At 71.2% G+C, this 26,542-nt stretch carries 21 protein-coding genes; 9 read left to right on the forward strand and 12 right to left on the reverse strand.

The genetic code is table 11. From position 1 onward, the window contains the following. Window positions 1-40: 40 nt before the first annotated feature. Window positions 41-703: a dienelactone hydrolase family protein gene (locus SD460_RS17470; RefSeq protein WP_290052700.1), complete on the reverse strand. Its 663-nt coding sequence runs from the start codon at window positions 701-703 to the stop codon at window positions 41-43. Next, a complete protein-coding gene (locus SD460_RS17475; RefSeq protein ID WP_290052709.1) occupies window positions 700-1,560 on the reverse strand; it encodes an arginase family protein in 861 nt (286 codons plus the stop codon). Before SD460_RS17475 ends, SD460_RS17470 begins: the two co-directional genes overlap by 4 nt. Before the next feature lie 65 nt (window positions 1,561-1,625). On the opposite strand from SD460_RS17475, the gene SD460_RS17480 reads away from it, so the two are divergent. Further along, on the forward strand, window positions 1,626-2,978 hold the full coding sequence (locus SD460_RS17480; RefSeq protein WP_290052713.1) for a TrpB-like pyridoxal phosphate-dependent enzyme: 1,353 nt from the start codon (window positions 1,626-1,628) through the stop codon (window positions 2,976-2,978). A 4-nt stretch (window positions 2,979-2,982) separates the two neighbouring features. Here the strand turns inward: SD460_RS17480 and SD460_RS17485 are convergent, their stop codons facing one another. Further along, window positions 2,983-4,257 (reverse strand): diguanylate cyclase, encoded by a 1,275-nt coding sequence (locus tag SD460_RS17485; RefSeq protein WP_290052715.1) that lies wholly within the window; start codon window positions 4,255-4,257, stop codon window positions 2,983-2,985. A gap of 210 nt (window positions 4,258-4,467) precedes the next feature. On the opposite strand from SD460_RS17485, the gene SD460_RS17490 reads away from it, so the two are divergent. After that, on the forward strand, window positions 4,468-4,725 hold the full coding sequence (locus SD460_RS17490; protein ID WP_290052718.1) for a hypothetical protein: 258 nt from the start codon (window positions 4,468-4,470) through the stop codon (window positions 4,723-4,725). 32 nt (window positions 4,726-4,757) lie between these two features. Here SD460_RS17490 and SD460_RS17495 read toward each other — a convergent pair whose 3' ends face one another. From SD460_RS17495 to araD, 3 genes are all read right to left on the reverse strand, one after another. Next, window positions 4,758-5,948, reverse strand: a complete 1,191-nt coding sequence (locus SD460_RS17495; RefSeq protein ID WP_290052720.1) for an MFS transporter — start codon at window positions 5,946-5,948, stop codon at window positions 4,758-4,760. 51 nt (window positions 5,949-5,999) lie between these two features. Then, a complete protein-coding gene (locus tag SD460_RS17500; RefSeq protein ID WP_290052723.1) occupies window positions 6,000-7,781 on the reverse strand; it encodes a VanW family protein in 1,782 nt (593 codons plus the stop codon). A gap of 129 nt (window positions 7,782-7,910) precedes the next feature. Beyond that, window positions 7,911-9,623 (reverse strand): L-arabinonate dehydratase, encoded by a 1,713-nt coding sequence (gene araD / locus SD460_RS17505; RefSeq protein WP_290052725.1) that lies wholly within the window; start codon window positions 9,621-9,623, stop codon window positions 7,911-7,913. A 77-nt stretch (window positions 9,624-9,700) separates the two neighbouring features. Between araD and SD460_RS17510 the strand changes: the two genes are divergently transcribed. From SD460_RS17510 to SD460_RS17520, 3 genes are read left to right on the forward strand one after another with little or no spacing between them, the layout of a single operon-like run. After that, a complete protein-coding gene (locus tag SD460_RS17510) occupies window positions 9,701-10,354 on the forward strand; it encodes a GntR family transcriptional regulator (RefSeq protein WP_318306383.1) in 654 nt (217 codons plus the stop codon). After that, window positions 10,351-10,854 carry a metallophosphoesterase family protein gene (locus SD460_RS17515; RefSeq protein ID WP_290052727.1) on the forward strand — a complete coding sequence of 168 codons (504 nt, stop codon included), beginning with the start codon at window positions 10,351-10,353 and terminating at the stop codon, window positions 10,852-10,854. The genes SD460_RS17510 and SD460_RS17515 overlap by 4 nt, the downstream gene beginning before the upstream one ends. Before the next feature lie 9 nt (window positions 10,855-10,863). Further along, complete coding sequence (locus tag SD460_RS17520; RefSeq protein ID WP_290052729.1) at window positions 10,864-11,850, forward strand: PHP domain-containing protein; 987 nt, start codon at window positions 10,864-10,866, stop codon at window positions 11,848-11,850. Here SD460_RS17520 and SD460_RS17525 read toward each other — a convergent pair. The 3 genes from SD460_RS17525 to SD460_RS17535 all read right to left on the reverse strand — a co-directional run bounded on the left by SD460_RS17525 (window position 11,840) and on the right by SD460_RS17535 (window position 14,377). Next, entirely contained in the window at window positions 11,840-12,481 is a 642-nt protein-coding gene (locus SD460_RS17525; protein ID WP_290052731.1) for a L,D-transpeptidase family protein, read from the reverse strand. The genes SD460_RS17520 and SD460_RS17525 overlap by 11 nt on opposite strands. Window positions 12,482-12,520: 39 nt before the next feature. Further along, window positions 12,521-13,360, reverse strand: a complete 840-nt coding sequence (locus SD460_RS17530; protein ID WP_290052733.1) for a chitosanase — start codon at window positions 13,358-13,360, stop codon at window positions 12,521-12,523. A 426-nt stretch (window positions 13,361-13,786) separates the two neighbouring features. Then, window positions 13,787-14,377: a TetR/AcrR family transcriptional regulator gene (locus SD460_RS17535; RefSeq protein ID WP_290052734.1), complete on the reverse strand. Its 591-nt coding sequence runs from the start codon at window positions 14,375-14,377 to the stop codon at window positions 13,787-13,789. A gap of 66 nt (window positions 14,378-14,443) precedes the next feature. Here SD460_RS17535 and SD460_RS17540 point away from each other — a divergent pair, with 66 nt between their 5' ends. Beyond that, window positions 14,444-15,916 (forward strand): flavin-containing monooxygenase, encoded by a 1,473-nt coding sequence (locus SD460_RS17540; protein ID WP_290052735.1) that lies wholly within the window; start codon window positions 14,444-14,446, stop codon window positions 15,914-15,916. Next, window positions 15,903-16,733, forward strand: coding sequence for an SDR family oxidoreductase (locus tag SD460_RS17545; RefSeq protein ID WP_290052736.1), 831 nt, complete (start codon window positions 15,903-15,905; stop codon window positions 16,731-16,733). Before SD460_RS17540 ends, SD460_RS17545 begins: the two co-directional genes overlap by 14 nt. Window positions 16,734-16,809: 76 nt before the next feature. Here the strand turns inward: SD460_RS17545 and SD460_RS17550 are convergent, their stop codons facing one another. The 3 genes from SD460_RS17550 to SD460_RS17560 form a co-directional block, all read right to left on the reverse strand. Continuing rightward, complete coding sequence (locus tag SD460_RS17550; protein ID WP_290052738.1) at window positions 16,810-17,730, reverse strand: hypothetical protein; 921 nt, start codon at window positions 17,728-17,730, stop codon at window positions 16,810-16,812. A 77-nt stretch (window positions 17,731-17,807) separates the two neighbouring features. Beyond that, window positions 17,808-19,904 (reverse strand): M4 family metallopeptidase, encoded by a 2,097-nt coding sequence (locus SD460_RS17555; protein ID WP_290052741.1) that lies wholly within the window; start codon window positions 19,902-19,904, stop codon window positions 17,808-17,810. 184 nt (window positions 19,905-20,088) lie between these two features. Further along, window positions 20,089-21,249, reverse strand: coding sequence for a saccharopine dehydrogenase family protein (locus SD460_RS17560; RefSeq protein ID WP_318306384.1), 1,161 nt, complete (start codon window positions 21,247-21,249; stop codon window positions 20,089-20,091). Window positions 21,250-21,359: 110 nt separating this feature from the next. Between SD460_RS17560 and SD460_RS17565 the strand changes: the two genes are divergently transcribed. Then, window positions 21,360-22,523 (forward strand): lactate 2-monooxygenase, encoded by a 1,164-nt coding sequence (locus tag SD460_RS17565; protein WP_290057528.1) that lies wholly within the window; start codon window positions 21,360-21,362, stop codon window positions 22,521-22,523. A gap of 128 nt (window positions 22,524-22,651) precedes the next feature. Continuing rightward, window positions 22,652-26,539, forward strand: a complete 3,888-nt coding sequence (hrpA, locus tag SD460_RS17570) for an ATP-dependent RNA helicase HrpA (RefSeq protein ID WP_290057529.1) — start codon at window positions 22,652-22,654, stop codon at window positions 26,537-26,539. Window positions 26,540-26,542 lie beyond the last annotated feature (3 nt).

Genomic DNA, 26,542 nt, shown 5'->3' on the forward strand with positions numbered 1-26,542 from the left:
AAGTCTCGGTGTGACGAAGGTAGACCACGACGCAAGCCGGTCACGCCGGCAGCGTGCGCCGCAAGAACTCCGTGGTCAGGGTCCATGCCCGGGCGGCTGCCTCCGGGTGGTGGAACATCGGGGCCACGTGGTTGTGGAACGCGTGGCCGGCCTCCTCCTGCACGTGGATCTCCGCGCCCGGGTGCGCAGCCACCGCGGACTCCACGACAGCCACGTCCGCGCGCGGGATGTACGGGTCCTTCCCGCCGAAGTGGAACTGGATCGGGCACGTCACCCGGGAAAGCTCGCCGATCGACGCTGCCACCGTCGAGCCGTAGAACGACACCGCCGTGTCCGGGGCGCCTTCGGCCGCGGCCGCGAACGCCAGTGACCCGCCCAGGCAGAAGCCCAGCACGCCGACGCCGCCGGTCACCGTCGGCAGCGCACGCAGGTGGGCCACCGTCTCCAGCACGTCCGCCAGGCCCAGCTCCGGGTCGAACGACGCGGCCACCTCCATCGACGCCGCGACGCCCGCCTCGTCGTGCGTCGACGACCAGCCCGGGGCGATCCTGCGGAACAGCTCCGGGATCGCCACCACGTAACCCGCCGCCGCCAGGTCCGCGGCCACCGAGCGCAGGTAGTCGTCCAAGCCGAAGATCTCCTGGATCAGCACCAGGCCGGGGCCGCGGCCGGACGGGGGGTGCCAGATCGGGAGGTCGGTCATCGCAGCGTCCTTTCCAGGATGTCGGCGACCAGCGCGGCCTGGTGGCCGTCCGGGTCGAGGTCGGGGTCGAACACAGTCAGCTCGAATCCCGCCGCGCCCGGCAGGGCCAGCAGGTCGCGCAGTACCGAAACCAGTGCCGCGGGATCCAGGCCGCCGGGGTCGGGACTGTCCACTGCGGACACGTGCGCCGGGTCGAGGACGTCGATGTCCACGTGGACCCAGAAACCGTCGAGGCCCGCGAACGCCGACTCCACCGAGACGCCGGACGCCATGATCGTCTCCGACGTCACGTGGGCGATGCCCGCCGCCGCGAGCTGGGCGGACTCGGCGGAGCGCACGCCCAGCACCAGGACGTCTTCGTCGCGGACGTACGGCCGGAGCCCGTCGATGTCGGCGAGATCGTCGGCGCCGCGGCCGGTCATGATCGCCAGGTCTTCGCCCGCCGCCGCGCCGACGTGCTCGGCCGCGGGCAGGTGGCGGAAGTCGTCGTGGCCGTCGAGGTAGGCGATGCCGTAGCGGCCGGACCGCCGCAGCGCCAGCATCGCGCCCAGCGAGATCGAGCAGTCGCCGCCCAGCACCACCGGGAAGCCGCCGCCGGCGCGCACCGACGCGATGCGCGTCGCGAGCGCGCGCGTGTAGGACGCGATCGCCGCCGCGTTGCGGACGCCGTCGCCCGGCTGCCAGGTGCCCACGTACCGCCCCGGCGTCACGACGCCGCCGTCCGACGCGCCCAGGCGTCGCAGGATGCCCAGGTCACGCAGCACGCCGGGCGTCTTGTAGCAGCCGGGCACCGCGCCTTCGGACGGCGGCCGGAGGCCCAGGTTGGACGGAGCGTCGAGCAGCACCAAGTTCCCCACCGGGTCACCGTACTGGCTCCGCGGGCGGTCGCGACCTAAGTTGGGAGGCCGACCTAGGAGGCGCGATGGCCGAACGCACCAAGTACATCCTGGACGAAAACGATCTCCCGACGCAGTGGTACAACGTCATCCCCGACCTGCCCGAGCCGCCACCGCCGCCGCTGCACCCCGGCACCCGCGAGCCGGTCGGGCCGGACGACCTCGCGCCGCTCTTCCCGCAGGCGCTGATCGCCCAGGAAGTGACGACCGATCGCTATGTCGACATCCCGGAGGAGGTCCGGGAGGTCTACCGGCTCTGGCGCCCGTCGCCGCTGTTCCGCGCGCGACGGCTGGAGAAGGCGCTCGGCACCCCGGCGCGGATCTACTACAAGTACGAAGGCGTCAGCCCGGTCGGCTCGCACAAACCGAACACCGCGGTGCCGCAGGCGTTCTACAACGCGCAGGAGGGCGTCACCCGGCTGACCACCGAGACCGGCGCCGGCCAGTGGGGGAGCGCCCTCGCCTTCGCCTGCGCGCAGTACGGCATCCAGTGCGAGGTCTGGCAGGTCCGGGCGTCCTACGACCAGAAGCCCTACCGCAAGCTGATGATGGAGACGTTCGGCGCGACCGTCCACCCCAGCCCGTCCGAGCTGACCGAGTCCGGCAAGGCCATCCTCGCCGAGCACCCGGACTCGACCGGCAGCCTCGGCATCGCGATCAGCGAGGCCGTCGAGCAGGCCGCGCAGGACCCGGGTACGCGGTACGCGCTGGGCAGCGTCCTCAACCACGTGCTGCTGCACCAGACGATCATCGGCGAAGAAGCGCTGAAGCAGTTCGAGCTGGCCGGCGATACGCCCGACGTGCTCGTCGGCTGCACCGGCGGCGGCTCGAACTTCGGCGGGCTCGCCTTCCCGTTCCTGCGCGAGAAACTGGCCGGCCGGATGGACCCGGTGATCCGCGCGGTCGAGCCGGCCGCGTGCCCGACGCTGACGCGCGGCAAGTACGCCTACGACTTCGGCGACACGGCCGGCCTCACGCCGCTGCTCAAGATGCACACGCTCGGCCACGACTTCATCCCGGACCCGATCCACGCGGGCGGCCTGCGCTACCACGGGATGTCGCCGCTGATCTCGCACATCTACGAGCTGGGCCTGATCGAGGCGATCGCGATCGGCCAGCAGGAGTGCTTCGCGGCCGGCGTGCGGTTCGCGCGGTCCGAAGGGATCATCCCGGCGCCGGAGCCGACGCACGCGCTCGCGGCGTGCATCCAGGAAGCTCTGCGGTGCAAGGAAACCGGTGAGGAGAAGGTCATCCTCACGGCGTTGTGCGGGCACGCGCACCTGGACCTGCCCGCGTACGGCGCTTACCTCGCCGGGGACATGGTGGACAACGAGCTCCCGGACTCGGCGCTCGAAGCGTCGCTGGCCACGCTGCCGTAGGGCTTCACAGCACGTCGGGGATTTCGGGACGGGTGAGTTCGCTGCGCGCCTCCGCCAGCACCACCCGATCCCGCCCCGACGCCTTCGCCTCGAACACCGCGTCGTCCGCGGCCTGCAGCAGGATCGTGTAGTCCGTGGCCGTTTCCGGGTAGACCGCCGCCCCGATGGAGGCCGTCAGGCCGGTGATCACCTCGGGTTTGCCCGGGCGGATCACCGGGACCGCGACCTCGATGCGCGCGATCGCCGTCCGGATGCGGTCGGCGATGGCCGCTATCTCCGCGCTCGTCGTGCCCGGGAGGAGGACGACGAACTCGTCGCCGCCGAAGCGGCCCACGTAGTCGCCGCCGCGGACGGAGCCCTGGATCGCTGCCGCTATCGCGCGGAGGACCTCGTCGCCGGCCAGGTGGCCGTTGCCGTCGTCGATGGCCTTGAAGTGGTCGATGTCGATCATCAGGACGCCCGCCGTGGAGGACAGCTCCGCCGCGCGGGCCAGCTCGTTGCGGGCCAGCTGGACCCAGAACTCCGGCGCCAGCAACGCGGTCTTCGAGTCGGTGCGCGCGGCCGCCTGGAACTGCGGGAGCAGCAGCCCGACGTGCAGCGCCACCGGCGTCACCATGAGCACCGGCAGCAGCCACGGCCGGACCGTCATCACCAGCGCGATGCCGCAGCCGACGCCGACCGCGGCCAGCACGATCAGCACGTCGGACGGGTTGCCGAACGCCTGCCGCGGCGGCTTGCCCGGGTTGCTCATCAGGATCGCGAGGATCACCAGCACGTAGTTGAGCCCGAAGTACACGAGTCCGGACGCCAGCAGCGCCGTCATGCCGCCGAAGCCGTCCAAATAGGGGACGTACGGCGCGAGGTGCCCGGTGCCCACCCAAAGGACGGCGCCCGCGGCGAAACACGCGAGGATGACGGTGGCCCCGGAAAACACTTTCCGGTGAATCACGCCGCGTCGCTGGTAAACGCGGACCCACGAATGGACGTAGCTGACCACGATGACGAGGGTGGCCAGCGGCGGGGGCAGCAGGAGCAGCCCGGCGAAGATCCAGATCGACTGGAGGTGCATGTGCGGCCGGCCGTCGGCGGCCAGCTCGCGGATGCGCTCGATGCGTTGCGCCGCTTCGAGGTGCACGATCTCACCGGCGAGGATCAGTCCACACCAGAGCATCGACTGGGCGGTGATCGGCACCAGCGCGGCGGTCGCGGCGACCGCGATCAGCGCCAGCGCGTCGACGACGAGGACGTAGCCGAACACCGGAGTGGCCAGCTTCCACATCGCCCACGTACGGAGACCCGATCGTGGACGTTCTGAGCTGGGCTTTCGCCCTTGGGACCCGGACAATCCCACGAAACGCCCCTCTTCTCAGGACGGAACTCTTCGCGGAAATCGTCACTGTAATCGAATGAACGCGGTGTGTCACTAGGCCGGTCAGGCTACCGTCCGGTTACGCACCGTGCAAGATCCCTCACGAACAGGAGAGAAACCATGTCGCACTTCCTGCCTTCGAACAACATCGTCCCGTCCCGCCGCCGCGCGCAGCGGCCGACCGACTGGACGCGGCAGCTCCCCACCGACTGGACCCGCGCGATCCCGACCGACTGGACCCCGCGGCAGCTGCCGACCGACTGGACCGCGCGCGAACTGCCCACCGACTGGACCGTCCGCGAGCTCCCGACGGATTGGACCCGCCCCGGCGTCTCGTCACCGCTGCCGGAGTGCCCCACCGACTGGACGCGGCCCTGAGCCGTACCCCGGTGACCGGCTGATCGAGCCGGTCACCGGGGAGCCCGGTGCCACAGCCGGGCCGCACCCAGTGCCGCCACCACGCCGATCGCGCCCGCGCCGGCGACGACTCCGTGCGGTGCCGCGTGTTCCGCCGCGACCCCGGCCAGCACCACGCCCAGTCCCTGCGACACCCGCAACGCCGTCAGCGCGAAACCGAACGCCTGCGCGCGCTGGGCGTCCGGGGTCAGCTGGACGAACGTCGTGTTCGCGATCAGGTTGTACGAACTGGCCACCCCGGACAGCGTCAGCAGCACGAGCGTGCCCTCGAGGTCCGGCCGCAGCGCGCAGCCGAGCAGGGCCGCGCACGCGAGCACCGCCAGCGGCCCGAGCAAGCGGGCTCGCCGGGGCGGCGGGATCCGCGACACCGCCGCCATCCCGAGCACGTTCCCCAGCGCGTACGCCCCGAGCAGCAGCCCGACCACCACCGCGCCGCCCCCGAGTTCGGCGGCGTAGGGCGCGGCGATCGCCTCGCCCGCGATGTAGGTCCCCGACACGCACCCCAGCGCCACCAGCGCGAGCCGCCGCCGGTCGCCGACCACGACCGTCCAACCCGCCCGGACGTGCCGCCACCAGTGGACGCCGGAGGATGCGCGGGGCGGGCGGGCGTGGACGCCGGCGCTCAGGAACAGCGCCGAAGCCGCAAAGCTCGCCGCGTCGGCCAGCAGCGCTCCGCTGGTGCCGACGGCCGCCACGAGCAGCCCTCCCAGCGCGAAGCCCGCGACCTGGCCCGCCTGCACCAGCATCATCAGCAAACCCATGCCGGGCACGAAGTTCTCGCCGGGCAGCACCTGCGGCAGCAGCGCCGCGCGCGCCGAATTCCAGGCCGGGTTGACCAGCTGGACGCCGACCAGCAGCGCCGCCACCGACGGCAGCGGGAGGCCGGGCACCGCCATCACGGCCACCGCGACCGCGCGCAGGACGTCCGCCGCGACCATCACCGTGCGCGGCGGGTACCGGTCGGCCAGCCCGGACAGCAGCGGCCCGCCCACGAGGTCCGGCAGGAACGTCAGCGCGTACGTCAGCGCGGCCCAGCCCGGCGAGTTCGTGCGGTCGTACACCAGGATCGACAGGGCGACGCGCGCCAGCTGGTCACCGGTGACCGAGACCAGCTGGGCGGAGAACAGCGCCCGGAACTCGGTCACGCCGAGGACGTCCCGGAACCCGACCGCGCGTGCCGCCATGAGCACTCAGGGTACCCGCGCGGACGCCCAGCGTGAACGTCCGTTAGGTGGTCATTGACCTTCGCCGCACGTGATCTTCGGTTGCGGGTTGTAGTGGACGGTCCGCGTCGAGCGGCTGACCTCGCGGCCGGACGCGGCGTCCTTGAGCACGCGGGTGTCGGTCGTGGTGAACCCGGGCGCGCCGTTGGAGGCGTGGCAGTTCTCCGCCGGGCCCGGCTTCGCCTGCGGGTCGCTCGGGTTCGAGCGGCCGCCCGGGATCGACTCGACGGTGTAGCGCTTGGTGCCCCACAGCTTCACGGTGATCGACGACGGCGACCAGATCGCCTGGATCGCGATGCCGGTCGGCGAGTCGTTGGTGAACTTGAGGTCGATGACGCTGGAGCCGTTGGGGTTCTGGAACACCGTCGCCTCGCGCGCGGCGGGGTAGCGGCTGATGTAGTAGCTGTGCTCCTTGTGCCCCGCGTCCTTCATGCCCGCGAAGTACGACGCGTTGTACAGCGTGGTCGCGAACTGCGAGATGCCGCCGCCGACCTCGCGGCCCGGGGCGCCGTCCTTGATCACGCCCGCCTCGACGTACCCCTGCGCCTTGCCGCGCGGGCCGGTGAACCCGTTGAGGCTGAAGGTTTCCCCGGGCTTGACGATGGCGCCGTTCACCTTCTGCGCGACGACCCGGATGTTGGTGCCGGAGTCGGCCGCGAAGCCGCCGGTGGTGAACTCGCCGACGACCTCCTGCACGCCCAGCTGGTTCGCCTGCTCGGTGGTCACCTTGGCCGGCGCGTCCTTGTAGATGGCCGGCACCTCGCGGCCGTCGGTCTTCTTCAGCACCTCGGGCAGCGGCTTGAGGCTCGGGTCCCAGTCGATGGTCCGGCCGTCGGTGGAGGGGTCGACCGTGGGCTTGCCGCCCTCGAAGACGATGGTCGCCTCCTTGCCCTCCTTCTCGGTGGACTTCAGCTGCGGCCCGGCCGCTTCGACGATCTTGGCGTTGTCGATCTTCGGGTTCAGCCCGCCGCCCTCGCCCGGCTCGAACGTGATCGCCGCGGCGATCGCCTCCGGCTTCACGGTGGCGTTCTTGCCCTCGCCCTTGACCACCAGCGGACCCGAAACGGCGGGCCGCGCGAACTGGTCCAAAGCGGCCTGGACGCCTTCGGGGGTGGTGCGGACCGGCGTGCTCGTGACCGGCAGCGCGAGGGTTTCGCCCCGCGCCCAGTGCTCGACGACGGCGGCGCTCGCGGCCGGCACGTCGAGCTTCTGCCCGGCCTTCGGCGGCACGGCGACCGGGTTCGCGCCGTCGAACTTCACGGTGCCTTCGACGGGGTCGCGGTCGACCTGGCCGCGCAGCTGCTCCAGCGCGGTGGTGAGCTTGGCGTCCTCGGCGTGGCTGACGACGCCGACCTCACGGCTGGAGAACAGCGACGAGAGGCGCGTGAAGGGGTTCAGCGGCTGTTCGCCGGCCTGGTCGAGGGTCTGCGGCCAGTCGAGCTTCAGCCCGGCGAGCGTCGGCGACAGCGTGCCCTGGACGTCGCCGGCCGTCACGGCCAGCGGACGGGTGAGCCGCGGCTCGATCTTGCCGCGCAGCTCCTGCTCGGCGGCATCGCGGTCCATCCCGCCGACGTCGACGCCGGCCACGGTCACCCCGCGCGGCACGCTGCCCTGGCTGACCAGCAGGTCGACCCCGTAGACGACGACGAGGAAGCCGAACACCCCGCCGGCGATCCAGCCGGCTTTGCGCAGGTTGCGCTGCTTCGGGGGCGTGGGTTCCGGTTCGGGCCGGACGACCGGCAGGACGTCCGTCTGCTCACCGTGTGACTCGGGCCAGCGCGGTTCGTACGGCAACTCTCCACCCCTTCAACGCGGCACCGGTTTGCGCCGGTGACGAGATCAGCGTACGGGGCACCCGGACAAGCCGTACGACTCGCCCTAACGGGGGATGAACCGGTCACGGAACGGTTAATCGAAGCAACCTCAACGCGCGTCGGGTTCCGGATTGTGCCCCGCTCGCGCCAGGAAGTCGAAATCGCAGCCCTCGTCCGCCTGAGTGATGTGTTCGCTGTAGAGCGCGCCGTAACCACGCTCGAACCGCGGCGCCGGCGGTGTCCACTCCGCACGGCGCCGGTCCAGCTCCTCATCGGACACCTCGAGCCGCAGCACGCGCGCGGGAACGTCCAAGGTGATCGGGTCGCCGTCGCGGACCAGCGCGAGCGGGCCGCCGACGTGCGACTCCGGGGCCACGTGCAGCACGCAGGCGCCGTAGCTCGTGCCGCTCATCCGCGCGTCCGAAATCCGGACCATGTCCCGCACCCCGGCCGCGAGCAGGTGCTTCGGGATCGGCAGCATCCCGTACTCGGGCATGCCGGGGCCGCCGAGCGGGCCGGAGCCGCGCAGGACCAGCACGGAGTCCGCGGTGATCGACGGGTCTTCGATCCGCTTCTTCAGGTCCGCGTAGTCCTCGAAAACGACGGCCGGGCCGGTGTGCGTGAGCAGGTGCGGCTCGGCGGCGATGTGCTTGATCACCGCCCCCGACGGCGCCAGGTTGCCGTGCAGGACGGCGACCCCGCCCTCGGCCGCCACCGGGTTGTCCCGCGGCCGGATCACGTCGTCGTTGTGCACGCGCGCGTCGGTGAGGTTCTCGCCGAGGGTGCGGCCGGTGACGGTGAGCCGGTCGGGGTGCAGCAGGTCGGTCAGCCGCGACAGCAGCCCGGGCAGGCCGCCCGCGTAGTAGAAGTCTTCCATCAGCCAGTCGCCGCCGGGCCGGATGTTCGCCAGCACCGGCACGCGCCGCGCGAGGGCGTCGAAGTCGGCCAGCGAGACCGGGATCCCGCTGCGCCCGGCCATCGCGATCAGGTGGATCACGGCGTTGGTCGAGCCGCCCAGCGCCAGCACGGTCGTGATCGCGTCGGCGTACGCGCGCTTGTCCAGCACCTGCGTGATGGTCAGGTCCTCCCAGACCATGCCGACGATCCGCGCCCCGCTGGCCGCGGCCATCCGGTGGTGCGCCGAGTCGACGGCGGGGATCGACGCGGCACCCGGCAGCGTCACGCCGAGCACCTCGGCGGCCGACGTCATGGTCGACGCCGTCCCCATCGTCATGCAGTGCCCCGGCGAGCGGGCCAGACCACGCTCCAACTCGGACATTTCGGCGTCGCCGATCAGGCCGGCGCGCTTGTCGTCCCAGTACTTCCACATGTCCGTGCCGCTGCCGAGGACCTCATTGCGCCAGTGCCCGCGCAGCATCGGCCCGGCGGGTACGAAGATCGCGGGCAGTCCGGCGCTCGCCGCGCCCATCAGCAGCGCCGGCGTCGTCTTGTCGCAGCCGCCCATCAGCACGGCGCCGTCGATCGGGTAGGACCGCAGGATTTCCTCGGTCTCCATGGCGAGGAGGTTGCGGTAGAGCATCGGCGTCGGCTTCTGGTACGTCTCGGACAGCGTCGCGACCGGGAACTCGAGCGGGAAACCGCCGGCCTGCCAGACACCGCGCTTGACCTGCTCGGCGCGTTCGCGCAGGTGCATGTGGCACGGGTTGATGTCGGACCACGTGTTGAGGATGCCGATGACCGGCTTGCCGAGGTGCTCTTCCGGGTTGTAGCCGAGCTGGCGGCTGCGGGCGCGATGGCTGAAATCGCGCAGTTCGCCGCCGCCGAACCAGCGGTGGCTGCGGAGTTCCTCGGGCGTCTTCATGCGATCCAGTATGGCATCTGATATATGATCTCGCGGGCCTGGTTGAATGGGTTCCGACACTAGCTAGGGAGCGCACCATGACCGGGACGTTCAGCTTGCCGGCCTCCCGGACCGAAGTGGTCCTGGAGGAGATCCGCCGCGGCATCCTCACCCGGGAGCTGGTGCCCGGCCAGCCGCTGGTCGAAGCGGAGCTGGCCGCGCGCCTCGGCGTGTCCAAGACGCCGGTGCGCGAGGCCCTCAAGGTGCTTTCCAACTCCGGGCTGGTGACGTTCAGCCCGTACAAGGGCGCTTCCGTGGTCACGGTCGACGCCGAGCTGGCGAAGTCCGTCTACGACGTCCGGACGGTGCTCGAACCGGAAGCCGTCCGGCGGACCGTCGAGCAGCGCGACCCCGCCCTGCTCGAAGACGCGGCGGAGGCGCTGAAAGAGGCGTCGGCGGCGATCGCGGACAAGGACCAGGCCGCGCTCAGCCTGCTGAACCGCCGGTTCCACCGCGCGCTCTACCGCGGCTGCGGCAACCCGCTCATGGTCAGCATCCTCGACGACCTCAAGGACCGCGCGGCGCTGATCAGCGTCGTCGGCTGGGAAGCCAACCCCAGCTGGAAGAAGGAGTGGAACGAGCACAAGGCGGTGCTCGCGGCGGCCAAGAAGGGCGACGCCGAGGGCGCCGCGGCGCTGCTGCGCGACCACATCGGCGGGTTCCTGGAGCGGGTGCTCAAGGCCATCGGATGAGGCTCCTGCTGATCTCGGACACCCACCTGCCGGCCCGCGCCCGCGAGCTGCCTTCGCAGGTGTGGGACGAGGTCGCGGCCGCGGACGTGGTCGTGCACGCGGGCGACTGGGTCGAGATCGGCCTGCTCGACGAGCTGGAAGCCCGCAGCAAGCGGCTGATCGGCGTCTACGGCAACAACGACGGCGCCGACCTGCGAGCCCGGCTCCCGGAGATCGCGCGGGCGGAGCTCGACGGCGTGCGGCTCGCCGTGATCCACGAAACCGGCGCGAAGCAGGGCCGTGAGCAGCGCTGCGATGCCAAGTTCCCCGACACCGACGTGCTCGTCTTCGGGCACAGCCACATCCCGTGGGACACCGTGGCGCCGTCCGGGCTGCGGCTGCTCAACCCCGGTTCGCCGACCGATCGCCGCCGCCAGCCGCACTGCACGTACCAGACCGCGCGCGTCGAAAACGGCGTGCTGGTGGACGTCGAGCTGCACCGACTGCCCCCGAGGGGGTAGACAGGTCCCATGGATCCGGCATGGGCCTTGCGGGAGATCGCGTTCCAGCTCGAACGCGCGGGGGAACCGACCTACCGCGTCCGGGCGTTCCGGAACGCGGCCGCGACCGTCGACAAGACCCCCGCCGAGCAGCTGGCCTCGATGGCGGAGAACGGCACACTCACCTCGTTGCCCGGGATCGGCAAGGCGACCGCCAGCGTCATCGAGGACGCGCTGGCCGGGCGCGATCCGGCGTACCGGGACAAGCTCGTCGAAAAGAAGCTGCCGGACGGCGAGCCGCTGCGCTCGGCCCTGCGCGGGGACTGCCACACGCATTCGGACTGGTCGGACGGCGGCAGCTCGATCGGCGAGATGGCCGTCGCGGGGCGGGACCTGGGGCACGAGTGGATGGTGCTGACCGACCACTCGCCGCGGCTGACCGTCGCGAACGGGCTCTCGCCGGACCGGCTGCGGACGCAGATGCAGATCGTCGCGAAGGCCAACGAGCTGATGGCGCCGTTCCGGCTGCTGCACGGGATCGAGGTCGACATCCTCGACGACGGTTCCCTCGACCAGGAGGACGACCTGCTGGGGCAGCTGGACTTCGTCGTCGCGAGCGTGCACTCGAAGCTGAAGATGCCGGCCAGGGACATGACCCGGCGGATGGTGGCGGCGGTCCGGAACCCGCGCACGAGGGTGCTCGGGCACTGCACCGGACGGCTGGTCGTCGGCCGCGGCCGTCCCGAGTCGGAGTTCGACGCCGAAGCCGTGTTCACCGCGTGCCGCGAGAACGGCGTCGCGGTCGAGATCAACTCCCGCCCGGAGCGGCTCGACCCGCCGATGCGCCTGCTGCGGCTGGCGGCGGAGATCGGCTGCGACTTCACCATCGACAGCGACGCGCACGCGCCGGGCCAGCTCGACTGGCTGGGCTACGGCTGCGAACGCGCGATCAAGGCGGGGATCGGCCCGGAGCGGATCCTCAACACCCGCACGGCCAACGAGCTGGTCAGCCGCTGATCTCGATCACCGGGTGGCGCGCCGGGTCGAGCCAGCGCAGCAGCGCCGTCAGGTCCGCGCCGGGAATCGCGACGCAGCCCGCGGTCGGCTTGCCGTTGGTGACGTGCAGGAAGAACGCCGAGCCGGCACCCGGCACGACGGGGGAGCGGTTGTAGTCGATGACGACCGCGTTGGCGTAGACCGGACCCGCTTTGCCGAGGTTCTCACCGGCCGCCTCGTCGAACGGGCACGTGCCGGGCGCGCACGCGAAGTGCGTGTTGTAGTGCGGGGAAGCGACATCGGACACCCACCAGTCCGAGGTGGTGACTTTCCGGTAGGGCAGCCGGGTTTCGGCGGGCTCGATGCCGAAGGCTTCGGTCAGCGGCCAAACACCGGCCGGCGTGCGGGAGGTCGACTCGCTCGCCTGCCCGACGCCGTTCTGGCCGACGTGCGCGGAAACCGGGCCGTAGGCCTTCGTCCACTCGCTCCCGGTGCGCTGCCACGCCGTGAGGGTCGCGGTGGTCGCGCCCGCGGAGTCGGCGCGGACGGTGATGCGCTGTTCCGGCTCCGGCCGTCCCGGCTCCGGCGAGGCGGCGCCGCTGGTCAGCAGTGCGGCCGCGGCCAGCGTGGCACCGAGGGATCTCCTGCGCATACCGGAGAGCCTAACGGTGCCACGCTGGGCGCGCCGGGCTCAGTTGATGGTGTAGGAGTCGCCGTAGACCTTCCACTTCAGCGGCGTGTGCAGGTCGAAGTTGCCCGCGTTGAGGAACACCAGCTGCTCGGTGTCGACGCGGGAGGTGTCGGCGTGCGCCTCTTCCTGCTTCATGATGACCTTGCGCGCGTCGAAGAACGCCTTGAGGTAGGTCGTTTCGCTGCCGCCCTGCGCCGGCGTCTTCGCCTTCTTCATCGCGGCCTTGCGGATCCCGCCGAAGCTGTCGGAGCTGTCACCGGGGCCGTGCATGACGATCGCGTCGTAGTAGGCGAACTGGCCGAGGTTGCTCAGGCCGTCCGACTTCCCCTGGCTGACCGCGGGGTTGAAGTAGACGCGGTCGCGTTCGTTGTTCTGCGCGGTCTGGAACGCGCTGGTTGCAGCGGCCTGCTTCCACGCGCTCTCGAAGGCCGAGCCGAGCCCGCTGTGCGAGTCGGTGCCGTTCACCTTGCGCAGCGCGGGAAGGAACTTCGCGAGCGGGTTGTCCGGCACGGAATTCGTGTACGCCTCGACGAGTTCGAGCATGTCGCCGGTGCCGGAACAGAACCCGATGATGCCGGCGGTGTACCCGCGGCCGTCACCGATGTCCTCGATGTACTTGTACTGCGCTTTCCAGTCCAGGGAGGAGTTTTCCGCGCTGGAGACCAGCTTCATCGCGATTTCCTTCTTCGCCGCCACCGAAAGATCACCGGCGGCTCGGACGCTCGCGCTGGTGGTGTTCGGTGCTTCGTTCGCGGCGATCGCGGGAGTGGTGATCACGAGGGCGGCCACGGAGGCCGCGCCGAGCGCGCCGACGAGGACCGGCCGCAACTTCTTGCTCATGGGTGGAGACCCTTTCCGCGGGGTGCGCCGTGGGGGATCACGGCGGGTACGGGTGATGAGGGTGGAGCTGCGGCGTAGCGACACGGTAGCGAAGAGTCAGCAGGCTCCACAAGAGGCGGAATTTGTTCATGTTCGTGAACGGGTCCAGACCACGGTCCGGAAAGGACGGTGCCAGTCGGCCGGGGTGCTCGCCGTCCGCCGGTGCCGCGATGTCGTGAATGACTCATTCAAGTCGTCGGGCGACAGGAATGAGTCATTCACTACGTTCGGGCGTGGGGCAGATGGTCAGCGGCGGTCGTGACAGCCCGGCGCGCGCGGTGCCGAGTCGGGGGTCGCGAATGAGTCATTGGGGACGCCAGAGGTCCCGAATGAGTCATTCGCGACGTTCGGGCGGGCGGCGGGCGGGGCGGGGCCGGGACGGGACGGTCAGCGGACCCCGGCGAAGAGGCGGATGACGTCCGGCAGCACGTTCACCGGGATCGTCGGGTCGATCGCCCGCTGCACGCCCAGGCCGATGCCGAGGCTGAGCAACGCCGTCGCGGCGTCGTCGGCCGACATCGGGAGCGTGATCGCGAAGCGCTCGGCGTACCCCGTGAGCAGGTCGGCGATGGTGGCGCGGATGGCCTTGTCCCGCGCGGCCAGTTCGGCGCGCACGTGCGGGTCGCGGCGGGCGTTCGTGGCGAACTCGACCTCCAGCGCGGTCCAGGCCTCGTCGCCGATGCTGCGCTCGGCCCACGCCTGGAACGCCGTGAGCAGGCCTTCCATCCCGTCCGCGCCGGAAAGGGCTTCGGCGATCAGGGCGACCTGGTCGTCGTGGATCCGGTCGAGCACCGCGAGGCAGAGTTCGTCCTTGCTGCGGAAGTTCGAGTACACCGCGCCCTTCGAATACCCGGCCTCGTCCGCGACCTTCTCCAGCGACGTCACCGAGTAGCCGTCGCGCAGGAAGAGCTGTTTGGCGGTGTCGATCAGCTGCTGCCGGGTGCGCGCCTGGCTTTCCGCGCGGGTGAGTCGGGCCATGCGTGCACTCTAGCCAGGTCCGGAATCGGGGTACCGTTGGTATCGAGATACTGCTAGTCTCCGAAAATGGACCAACGCCACTTCGAAGTCCTCGTCGTCGGAGCCGGGGCGTCGGGGCTGGGTGCCGCCATCCGGCTCGGCCAGGCCGGCGTCACCGACCTCGCCGTGCTGGAGAAGGCGGATGCGCTCGGCGGCACCTGGCGCGACAACACCTACCCCGGCTGCGCCTGCGACGTCCCGTCCGCGCTGTACTCGTACTCCTTCGCCCCCAATCCCGGGTGGACCCGCGCGTTCGCCGGGCAGCCGGAGATCCGGGCGTACCTGCGCGAGACGGCCGAGCGGTTCGGCGTCACGGAGAAGATCCGGTACGGCGTCGAGGTCACGCGCTCGCAGTGGAACCCGCGGGAATCGTTGTGGGAACTCGAGACCACGGCCGGGCCGTACACCGCGCGGGTCTTGGTCGCCGGCACCGGGCCGTGGCACGAGCCGAAGATCCCGGATCTGCCCGGCCTCGCCGATTTCCCCGGCGAGGTCTTCCACTCCGCGCGCTGGAACCACGACTACGACCTGGCGGGCAAGCGGGTCGCGGTGATCGGCACCGGCGCGTCCGCGGTGCAGTTCGTTCCCGAGATCGTGCCCCGGGTCGCGGAGCTGCACCTGTTCCAGCGGACCGCGCAGTGGGTGCTGCCGAAGCCGGACCACCACGTCCCCGGCGTCGAACGGTTCCTGCTGCGGCGCTTCCCGGCGTTGCAGCGGGCGTTGCGCGGGGCCGAATACGGCGCGATGGAGACGCTCGGGTTCGGCTTCCGGCACCCGTGGCTGCTGCGGCAGGTGCAGAAGATCGGGCTCGCGCACCTGCGGCTGACCGTGCGGGATCCCCTGCTGCGCAGAGCTTTGACGCCGGACTACACGCTGGGGTGCAAACGGCTCCTGATGTCCAACACGTACTACCGGTCGCTCACCGCGTCCCATGTGGACGTCCACGCGACCGGGGTTTCGGCGGTGCGGGACGGTCGTGTGCTCGGCGCGGACGGCTCGTCGGCGGAGGTCGACGCGATCATTTTCGGCACCGGTTTCCACATCCTCGACATGCCGGTGTCCGCGCGCGTGTTCGACGGCGACGGCCGCAGCCTCGACGACCACTGGAAAGGCAGCCCGCGGGCGTACCTCGGGACGACGGTCGCCGGCTTCCCCAACCTCTACCTGCTGCTCGGCCCGAGCCTCGGCACCGGGCACTCGTCGGCGTTCATGATCATGGAGGCCCAGCTGCGCCACACGGTGGCGGTGGTGACCCGGACGTTGCGCTCGGGATGGGCTTCGGTGTCGGTGCGGGCGGACGTCCAGGAGGCGTTCAACGCCGACGTCCAAGCGGCGCTGCCGGGCACGGTCTACCAGTCCGGCGGGTGTTCGAGCTACTACACGGACGTCAACGGACGCAACAGTTTCAGCTGGCCGTTCTCGACCGGGCGGCTGCGGTCGCAGGTGGGTTCGTTCGACGAGGCGGACTACGAAATCAGGAGGATCCATGCGGTTCGGTAACGGCTACCCGGCGATCGACCCGCGCGGTGCGGTCGTCGCGATCACCGGCGGGGCCAGGGGGATCGGCCGCGCCACGGCGGCGGAGTTCACCGCGCGCGGGGCCACGGTGTGCGTCGGCGACCTGGACTCGGACGGCTTCCCGCTGGACGTGACCGTGCGGGAGTCCTTCGACGCGTTCACCGCCGAGGTGACTTCGCGGTTCGGGCGGATCGACGTGCTGGTCAACAACGCCGGCGTGATGCCGCTCGGGGACTTCCTCGAGGAACCGGACGCCGTCGGCCGGACCACTTTGGACGTCAACGTGCAGGGGCTGGTCCACGGTCTGCGCTCGGTGCTGCCGGGGATGATCGCGCGCGGGCGGGGGCACGTGGTGAACGTGGCGTCGATGGCGGGGAAGATCCCGCTGCCGGGCATGGCGGTGTACAACGCGAGCAAGTTCGCGGCGCTCGGCCTGACGGCGGCGGTCCGCCGCGAGTACGCGGCGACCGGGGTGAGCGTCAGCGCGGTGCTGCCCAGCGCGGTCCGGACCGAGCTGTCCTCGGGCGTGCGGCTCGGCGGCGCACTGCCCACAGTGGACCCGGAAGACGTGGCGAAGGCGATCGCGGACACGCTGCGCACCCGGCGCGCCGAGACCACGGTCCCGAGGTGGCTGGCGGGCTGGGACCTGCTGGCGGCGGTCACCCCGGAACCGCTGATGACGTGGGCCCGGGGCCTGATCGGCGACGACCGCGCGCTGACCGAACTGGACCCCGCGGGCCGGGCGGCCTACGTGGGCCGGGTCTCGGCGCAGGTGCGGTCGCGCGCGGGGTCGTCGTGAGTGTTTAGGACGGTTAGAACCGTCCTAAACACTCACGACCACCCGGCCACACACCCAACCGGCGGCCAGGCGTGGCTCAGTCCCACTCCCAGACCATCCCGTAGACGCCCGGCTGGGCGTCCAGCACCGCGATGTGGCTGGTCAGGCTCGGCCCCACCGGCAGCTCCCGCGACCGTTCCCCGTCAGGCGGACCCTCCCGCGGACGGTGGTACCGGTAGCACCGCACCGGCACCGCCGCCGCGTCGAAGCTGGCCTGCAAGACGATTTGCCGGGCCGGGGCGCGGACCCCGAACTGCAGGTAGCTCGTCTCCGGCGGCGTCCCCTCGTACCCGAACTCGAAGTCGAACACGTACGTCTCGCCCGCGCGCAGCGGGTAGTCGAAGCGCAGCTCGACGGCCATCAGCTCGGACGCCGGGTCGCGCCGGACGCGGCCCGGGCGGCAGCAGTTCGCCGAGCGCAGGACCGGCTGGTGGCCGCCGCCGGTCTGGGGGCGGAAGAACGAGACCCAGCGGTCGACGCCGTCCTCGCGGCTGGTCACCACCAGCTCCGAGCGGACCGAGCGCTCGGTGCGGTCCGGGCCGAGCGTCGCGCGCTGGTGGACCGAGGCCAGCGCCAGGCGGGCGTTGCCGTCGAGGTCGATGCCGTCGCAGGAGGCCAGCTCCGTCGGCTCGGAACCCAGTGCACTGGCCAGGCTGACCCCGCCGGGCCACGGCGAGCGCTCGCGGGGGCGCGCCACCAGGCTCGTCAACGCGTCCGCCGGCAGGCCGAGGCAGCCTTCCGCGACGCCGACCGCGTGCAGTGAGCGGTGCCCTTCCGGGTGACGCCGGCCGCGGCGCCAGTAGCTCAGGGTTGCCAAGCTGACCTGGGCGCCGTGCGTCGCCATCCGCCGCTGCAGGGCTTCCAAGCTCAGCCCGCGGTGCCGGATCGCCGCGTCGAAAGCCACGTCGAACGGTCCTTCCCGGACCGCGGTGGCGACTTCGGACGGCAGCGCTTCCATCGGGTAAGCATGAATTCTCCCCGAACAGCGCGCAACGAGGCCTGCCACCAAAGTAGGTGACAGGCCTCGCCGGGGGATCAACTGACCGTGAGCGCGGTGTCGTCCACGGCGAACGACGTCTGCAGGGACTGGTCCTCGGTCCCGGCGAACTTGAGCGTCACCGTCTGCCCGGCGAACGACGACACGTCGATCGTCTTCTGGACGTACGCCGAGGTGCGGTCGAGGTTCGAGTACGTCGCCAGCGTCGTCGAGCCGAGGGACACGACGAGCTTGTCGTAGGCGACGTTCTCGGTCTCACCGGTCCACACGCGCAGCCAGAACGTCAGGCTCGCGCGGCAGTTCGCGGGGATCGTCACCGACTGCGAAACCGTGTCGGTGTGCGCCGAACCCCAGCCGCCCAGCCACGAGTCGTAGCTGCCCGAGCGCGCCGGCGCCTGGCTGCCCCACTGGCCGATGGTCGTGTTCGGGTCGGTCCAGGACGCCTGGCCGGACTCGAAGCCCGGGTTCTGCACCTGCTGACCGCTGCACCCGCCCGGCGGCGGCGTGGTCGGCGGTGTGGTCGTGGTCGGCGGCGTCGTCGTGGTCGTCGGCGGGCCGTCCGTGCACGTCGGGTCGCCCGACTGCGCCGGCACGCTCACCGCGTTCCACGCCGCCTTCACGGTGTTGAACTCCGTGCAGCTGTTCGGGTACAGGTTCTTCGCGGCCTGCAGCGTCCACGTGCGGTAGCGCAGGTAGTTGCTGCCGGACGTCTTGAGCTGCACGGCGCCGTGCATGATGTTGATCGCCTTGCGGATGCCGAGACCGGTCACCGTCGTGTTGTTGCACGTCGAGCTCGTGGGCTGCCCGTTCGTCGGGTTGCTGCCCTCGGCGAGCAGGTAGAACCAGTGGTCGCCGGGCCCGGCTGCCTTGTGCACCTCGGCGTTCGGGGTCGAGCTGGAGTAGCAGTTCGGGTCGCCGACCTTCGACGGGTCGTACATGTACCGGATCGCGCCGGTGCCGACGAGGTTGACCTCCTCGCCGATCGCGTAGTCCGGCGGGTCGTACTGCGACGGCTCGTTCGCGTAGAACTCCGTCGCGGTGCCGAAGGTGTCGGCGACGAACTCCTGCGTGCCGCCGCCGGAGAAGCCGCCGGAGCCGGAGTAGTCGTCGATGCCGTGGCCCATTTCGTGGCCGAGGATGTCCAGCGAGCCGACCCATTCGCCGCTCGGGTTGTGCCCGAGGTTCACGTACGCCGGGCGCGAGTTGTAGTAGTACGCGTTTTCGTCGTCGAGGCCGACGCGGATCTTCCACGCGCCGCCGTTGCCGGTGAAGCCGTTGCGGCCCACCCATTCCGAGAGCATCTTCTTTTCGGTCTGGGCGACGAACAGCGCGTCCGCGCAGCCGGTTTCGATGTTCGTGCCGGTGCCGTTGCCCCAGCTGTCGTCCGGTCCGGTGAGGACGGAGTCGCTGCTGTAGTTGCGGCAGTCCAGGTTGGCCGTGTTCGGGTCGGCCATCGAGTACGTGCTGCCGGACTTCGTCGTGTTCAGCGCCAGCGGCGACGGCCCGTTCCACTTGCCGGTACCGGTGCCCGCGGCGACGTGCTGCACGGTCCGCAGCACGCGGCCGTCGGCGGCGTCGACGTAAACGCTCAGGCTGCTCGGCTCGCCGTGTTCGTCGGTGCCCTCGACGTTGCTCTCGTACGCGAGCCGCCCGCTGCCGTCGGCGACCACGACGAGCTTCCCGCCGGGCAGGCTCTTCGGCCCGCGGACCTGCTTGCGTGCCAAGGCTTCGGCTTGCGCGGCGGTCAGCTTCGCCCCGTGGACGTCGAGGTCGCCGAGGGGCTGCTGCTGCGCGACGGACGTGGTCTTGACCGTGCCCGCCGCGTCGGTGGCGATGACCAGGTCGCCGCCGATCACGGGCAGGCCGTCGTAGGTGCGGTCGTAGACGACGTACGACAGGCCGCCGGCGGACCGCACGTCCCGCTGGACGAACTTGTCGTGCGAGCCGGTGAACAGCGCGGCGGGGCGGGCCGCGACCAGGCTCGCGGCGGCGCCGGTGGCGTTGGCCTGCACCTGCGCGGCGGAGGGCGGCGGTTCGGGGGCGGGCTGCGCGGGCGCGGCGACGGCGATGCCGACCACCACCATGCCCGCCGCCGTGGCGCCGCCGAGCGCGGCGAACCGTTGCGGCAATCTCATGACGCTCCTTGAAAAACGCGAAGGGGAGGGGAGAACCCGATCGACGCTAATCGCGGAGCAGGGGCGCCAGAAGCTCCATCACAGCACCGGATTTTCACGCCCGCCGCTGTGAAACCGTGAAACTGCCTCGTGAGTGAAAAGTAGGGTTCTAACCCGACTTATCACTCACGACCGGGGCGGGCGGTCAGAGGGTGGTGAAGCGCATTCCGGCTTTGGTGAGGCGGTCGATGAGGGCGTCGCCCATCGCGGTGGCCGTGGTCACCTGGCCCGCGGTTTCCGGGAGTTCGTCGGTCGCCAGGCACAACGCCGATTCCGCGAGCATCTTCGCCGTTTCGTCGTAGCCGGGGTCGCCGCCGGACACCTCCGTGACGACCCGCTCGCCGCCGCCCTCGCCGATGAACCGCACGGAGAACCACGACCGCGCGCGGCGTTCGGGGCTCGGGCCGTTGCCGGGCGCCAGCAGCCGCGACAGCCCGCGCCGGGCGGGCGGGATCTGCGCCGCGGCGAGCAGGGCACCGGCGCCCGCCACGCCACCGGCCAGGATCGGCAGGTGCTTGACCGCCGCGAAGTGCCGGTAGGTGAAGTCCGGGCCGTAGCGCTCGGACGCGGCCGCGGACCGGCGCACGACCTCGGGGTCGATGGTCGGCAGCGGCACCGCCCACCAGCCCGGGCCGGCGACCCGGTGCGGGCGCCCGAGCGGGGCGCGGGCGAACCGGCCGGCGGGCCGCGGCTCGGCCGCCGCGCGTTCCTTCGCGACCCGGGCCCCGGCCGGCAGCCGGGACATGATGGTCAGCGCGCTGAGGAACGTGCCGCCGGACGGCATGCCGCCGGCCCGCACGTAGCCGTCTACCTTCAGCGGAACGCCTTCGGGCAGCTGCTTCACGGTGTACCGGACGCCGAGGTCGTGCGGGATCGAGTCGAAGCCGCACGAGTGCACCAGCCGTGCGCCGGTCTCGCGGGCGCGCCGGTCGTGCGCCAGGTACATCCGATCGACGAACTCGGGCTCGCCGGTGAGGTCGACGTAGTCGGTGCCCGCCTCGGCGCACGCCGCCACCAGCGGTTCGCCGTGCGTCAGGTACGGCCCGACGGTCGTGATGACCACTTTCGCCGATTCGGCGACGGCCTTCAGCGACGCGGGGTCCGCCGAGTCGGCGATCAGCAGGTCGAGCGCGGTGAACCGGTCGTCGATCGCCGCGAGCCGCGCTCGGACGGCTTCGAGCTTGCCGCGGTTGCGCCCGGCCAGCGCCCAGCGCAGGCCGGCGGGCGCGTGGCGGGCCAGGTACTCGGCGGTCAGCCCGCCGGTGAACCCGGTGGCCCCGAACAGGACCACGTCGTGCGCGCGCATCTCGTCTCCTTCTCCGCCGTCGGCCCGCTCAGGTTACCCGCCGGTCACTTCGGGGCGCCGGGTGAAAGTACCGGCGAGTACAGTGCCCCCTCGAACGCGAGGAGGAACCCGTGACCGAACGCTTCGGCAGCTATCAGAACGAGCTCTACCTGCAGGGACTCGGTGGTCAGCTGCCGCCGTGCTCGACCGACGCGACCCAGCTCGAGGCGTCGGCCCGCGAGGTCATGGCGCCCGGCCCGTTCTCCTACGTCGCCGGCGCGGCCGGGTCCGGCGCGACCGCGCGCGCCAACCGCGAGGCGTTCGACCGCTGGCGCGTGGTCCCGCGGATGCTGACCGGCGCCACCGACCGCGACCTGGCCACGACGGTGCTCGGCACCCGGCTGCCCGCGCCGGTGGCCGTCGCGCCGGTCGGCGTCCAGTCGATCGTGCACCCGGACGCCGAGTCCGCGACCGCCCGCGCCGCCGCGTCGGTCGGCCTGCCGTTCATCCTGTCCACGGCGTCGTCGACCGGCATCGAGGACGTCGCCGCGGCGAACGGCGACGGCCCGCGCTGGTTCCAGCTGTACTGGCCGGGCGACCCGGACGTCTGCGCGAGCCTGCTGGCCCGGGCGAAGAGCGCGGGGTACACGGCGCTGGTCGTCACGCTCGACACGTGGACGCTGGCCTGGCGACCGTCCGATCTGGACCAGTCCTACCTGCCGTTCCTCAGCGGCGAGGGCCTCGCCGTCCCGTTCACCGACCCGGTGTTCCTGTCCCGGCTGGAGAAGACGCCGGAGGAGGACAAGGGCACCGCGATCCTGACCTGGCTCGGCATGATCACCGGCACCGACCGCACGTGGGACCAGCTGCCGTTCCTGCGCGAGCACTGGGACGGCCCGATCGTCCTCAAGGGAATCCAGCACGTGGCCGACGCGCGCCGCGCGGCCGAGGCCGGCATGGACGGCATCGTGGTGTCCAACCACGGCGGCCGCCAGGTCGACGGCGCGATCGGCGCGCTCGAGGCGCTGCCCGGCATCGTCGCGGCGGTCGGCGACCGGCTGGAGGTCCTCTTCGACTCGGGCGTCCGCACCGGCTCGGACGTCCTCAAGGCACTGGCACTGGGCGCGCGGGCGGTCCTGGTCGGCCGCCCGTGGGTGTACGGCCTGGCCCACGCGGGCGAGGACGGCGTCCGCCACGTGCTGCGGAGCCTGCTGGCGGACTTCGACCTGACCATGGGGCTGTCCGGGCATCGCACGCTGGCGGACCTGGGCCCGGACTCGCTCCAGCGGAGCTGAGGTGCAGCCCGGCTGACGTCGGTCCCGAGCGCCCCAAGGCCACATCGGGGCGCTTGGCGTGCGCCCCGTCACGCGAGCGGGATATTCGGAGGCCGGGTTCGTCACGCACGGCTATCCTGGGACCAAGCATGTCCACGCCATCCCCCTTCGCCGCCCTGCGGGCGCGCCTGCCCGAGCTGATGCCGCGCGACGAACTCCGTCTGCGCCGCCGGCTCGACGGTGCCCGCAAGTCCCGTGACCGCGATGCCGCTCTCGCGCAGATCTCCGCCGACGTCGAGAAGGCCGAGCTGCGCGTGCAGTCGCGGCGCGAGAGCGTGCCCAAGATCGAGTACCCCGAAGAGCTGCCGGTCAGCAAGCTCAAGGGCGAGATCGCGGCCGCGATCGAGAAGCACCAGGTCGTGATCGTCGCGGGGGAGACCGGGTCGGGCAAGACCACCCAGCTGCCGAAGATCTGCCTCGAGCTCGGCCGCGGCATCCGCGGGCAGATCGGGCACACCCAGCCCCGCCGGCTCGCCGCGCGCACGGTCGCCGACCGGATCGCGAGCGAGCTGAAGACCGAGCTGGGCGACGCCGTCGGCTACAAGGTGCGGTTCACCGACCAGTCGGGGCAGGACACGCTGGTCAAGCTGATGACCGACGGCATCCTGCTCGCCGAGATCCAGACCGACCGCTCGCTGCGCCAGTACGACACGCTCATCATCGACGAGGCCCACGAGCGCAGCCTCAACATCGACTTCATCCTCGGCTACCTCAAGCAGCTGCTGCCGCGCCGTCCCGACCTCAAGGTCATCATCACCTCGGCCACGATCGACCCGGAGCGCTTTTCGAAGCACTTCGACGACGCGCCGATCGTCGAGGTCTCCGGCCGGACCTACCCGGTCGAGACCCGGTACCGGCCGCTCGTCGACCCCGACGACCCCTCCGAGGACGCCGAGGAGCGCGATCAGACCCAGGGCATCCTCGACGCCGTCGAGGAGCTGTGCGCCGAAGGGCCCGGCGACATCCTGGTGTTCCTGTCCGGCGAGCGCGAGATCCGCGACACCGCCGACGTCCTCAACCGCGCGAACCTGCGCAACACCGAGGTCCTGCCGCTGTACGCGCGGCTGTCCTCGGCCGAGCAGCAGCGCATCTTCCAGTCCCACACCGGACGCCGGGTGGTGCTCGCGACCAACGTCGCCGAGACGTCGCTGACCGTGCCGGGCATCAAGTACGTCGTCGACCCGGGCACCGCGCGGATCTCGCGCTACAGCCACCGGACCAAGGTGCAGCGGCTGCCGATCGAACCGGTGTCGCAGGCGTCGGCGAACCAGCGCAAGGGCCGCTGCGGCCGCACGTCCGACGGCATCTGCATCCGGCTCTATTCCGAAGAGGACTTCGAGAGCCGGCCGGAGTTCACCGACCCCGAGATCCTGCGGACCAACCTGGCGTCGGTCATCCTGCAGATGACCTCGCTGGGCCTCGGCGACATCGCCGCGTTCCCGTTCGTCGAGCCGCCCGACCGCCGCCAGGTCACCGACGGCGTCGGCCTGCTGATGGAGCTCGGCGCGTTCGACAGCGCCGGGGGTGACCGCACGCTGACCGACATCGGCCGCAAGCTCGCGCAGCTGCCGGTCGACCCGCGGATGGGCCGGATGGTGCTGGAAGCCGCGAAGAACGGCTGCGTCCGCGAGGTCATGATCATCGCCGCCGCACTGTCCATCCAGGACCCGCGCGAGCGGCCGGCGGAGAAGCAGCAGGCGGCCGACGCCCAGCACGCGCGCTTCGCCGACCCGACGTCGGACTTCCTCGCCTACCTCAACCTGTGGGAGTACGTCGCCGAGCAGCAGAAGGCATTGTCCGGCAACCAGTTCCGCCGCATGTGCCGCACCGAGTACCTGAACTACCTGCGGTTGCGGGAGTGGCAGGACATCTTCAGCCAGCTCCGCCAGCTGGCCAAGCCGCTCGGCATCTCGCTGAACACGAACGCGTCCCCGGTCGACCCGCAGCGCGTGCACACGTCGCTGATCGCCGGGCTGCTTTCGCACATCGGGCTCAAGGACCCGGCGAAGGGCGACTACCTGGGTGCACGCGGCGCCCGCTTCGGCGTGTTCCCCGGCTCGGCGCTGTTCAAGAAGCAGCCGCGCTGGGTGATGTCGGCCGAGCTGGTCGAGACGTCGAGGCTGTGGGCGCGGGTCAACGCGCGCATCGAGCCCGAGTGGGTCGAGCCCCTCGCCCAGCACGTCGTCAAGCGGACCTACTCCGAGCCGCACTGGGAACGCAAGCAGGGCGCGGTGATGGCGACCGAGAAGGTGACGCTGTACGGCGTCCCGCTGATCGCCGACCGCCGCGTCAACTACGGCCGGATCGACCCGGAACTGTCGCGGGCGCTGTTCATCCGGCACGCGCTGGTCGAGGGCGATTGGCAGACGCGCCACCACTTCTTCGCCGAGAACCGGGCGCTGCTGGAAGAGGTCGAGGACCTCGAGAACCGGGCGCGGCGGCGCGACATCCTCGTCGACGACCAGACGCTGTACGAGTTCTACGACGAGCGGGTGCCGGCCGATGTCGTCTCGGTGCGGCACTTCGACAGCTGGTGGAAGAAGACCCGGCACGAGCAGCCGGACCTGCTGTCGTTCGAGAAGTCCATGCTCATCAACGAGACCGCGGGCGGCGTGCGCGAGTCGGACTACCCCGACTCGTGGACCCAAGGCACGCAGGTCTTCAAGCTGACCTACCAGTTCGAGCCGGGCGCGGATGCCGACGGCGTCACCGTGCACATCCCGCTGCCGGTGCTGAACCAGGTGACGCCGGACGGGTTCGACTGGCAGGTGCCCGGGCTGCGCGAAGAGCTGGTCACGCAGCTGATCAAGTCGCTGCCGAAGGCGCTGCGGCGCAACTTCGTCCCGGCGCCGGACACGGCGAAGTACGTCCTTTCGCGAGTGTCCCCTTCGGACGGTCCGCTGCTGGAGGTGCTGGGCCGCGAGCTGCGTGCGCTGCGCGGGATCACGGTGCCGTACGCGGACTGGGACCCGGCTTCGGTGCCCGAGCACCTCAAGATGACGTTCCGGGTGGTCGACGACGGCGGCCGGCGCGTCGCCGAAGGCAAGGACGTCGAAGCCCTGCAACGGAAACTGGCGCCGAAGGTCCGCGCGACGATCTCCAAGGCGGCCAACACCCTCGAGAAGGCCGGGCTGACGAAGCCGTCGTTCGGCTCGCTGCCGAAGGTGTTCGAGTCGACGCAGCGCGGCCACGACGTCAAGGCGTACCCGGCACTGGTCGACGAGGGCGCGTCGGTGGCGGTGCGCATGCTGGACACCCCGGGCCAGCAGGCCCACGCGATGTGGGCGGGCACCCGGCGGATGCTGCGGCTGAACCTGAACTCGCCGATGAAGTTCATCACGAGGTCGCTGACGAACTCGTCGAAGCTGGTGCTGAACCGGAACCCGCACGGCAGCGTCGCGGCCCTGCTCGAGGACTGCGTCGACTGCGCGGTCGACGCCCTGATGGCGGCAGGCGGCGGCCCGGTCTGGGACGAGACGGGGTTCAAGGTGCTGTTGGAGAAGGTCCGCGCGGGCCTGCACCCGGAGGTCCTCGGGGTGCTGACCGAAGTGGAGAAGATCCTCCGCGCGGCGAACGACGTCGAGGTCCAGCTGCCGGCCACCCGCGGTCCCGCGGAGTCGCTCGCCGACATCCGAGCGCAGCTCGCCGCGCTGGTCTACCCGGGTTTCGTGACGGAGACGGGCGCTTCGCGGCTGCGGAACGTCGTGCGGTACCTGCAGGGGATCTCCCGCCGGCTGGAGAAGCTGCCGACGGAGCCGACACGCGACCTGCAGCGCACCGCGGACATCGCGTGGATCCAGGCCGAGTACGCCGACGCGCTGGCTTCGCTCCCCCCGGGCACGTCGTCCCCGGCGTTGCGCGAGGTGCGGTGGATGATCGAGGAGCTGCGGGTGTCGTTCTTCGCGCAGACGCTGGGGACGGCTCATCCGGTGTCGCTGAAGCGGATCACGAAGGCGATCGACGACGCTTTGGCGTGACGC

The organism is Amycolatopsis solani, assembly GCF_033441515.1.
In the GTDB taxonomy this organism is placed as follows: domain Bacteria; phylum Actinomycetota; class Actinomycetes; order Mycobacteriales; family Pseudonocardiaceae; genus Amycolatopsis; species Amycolatopsis solani.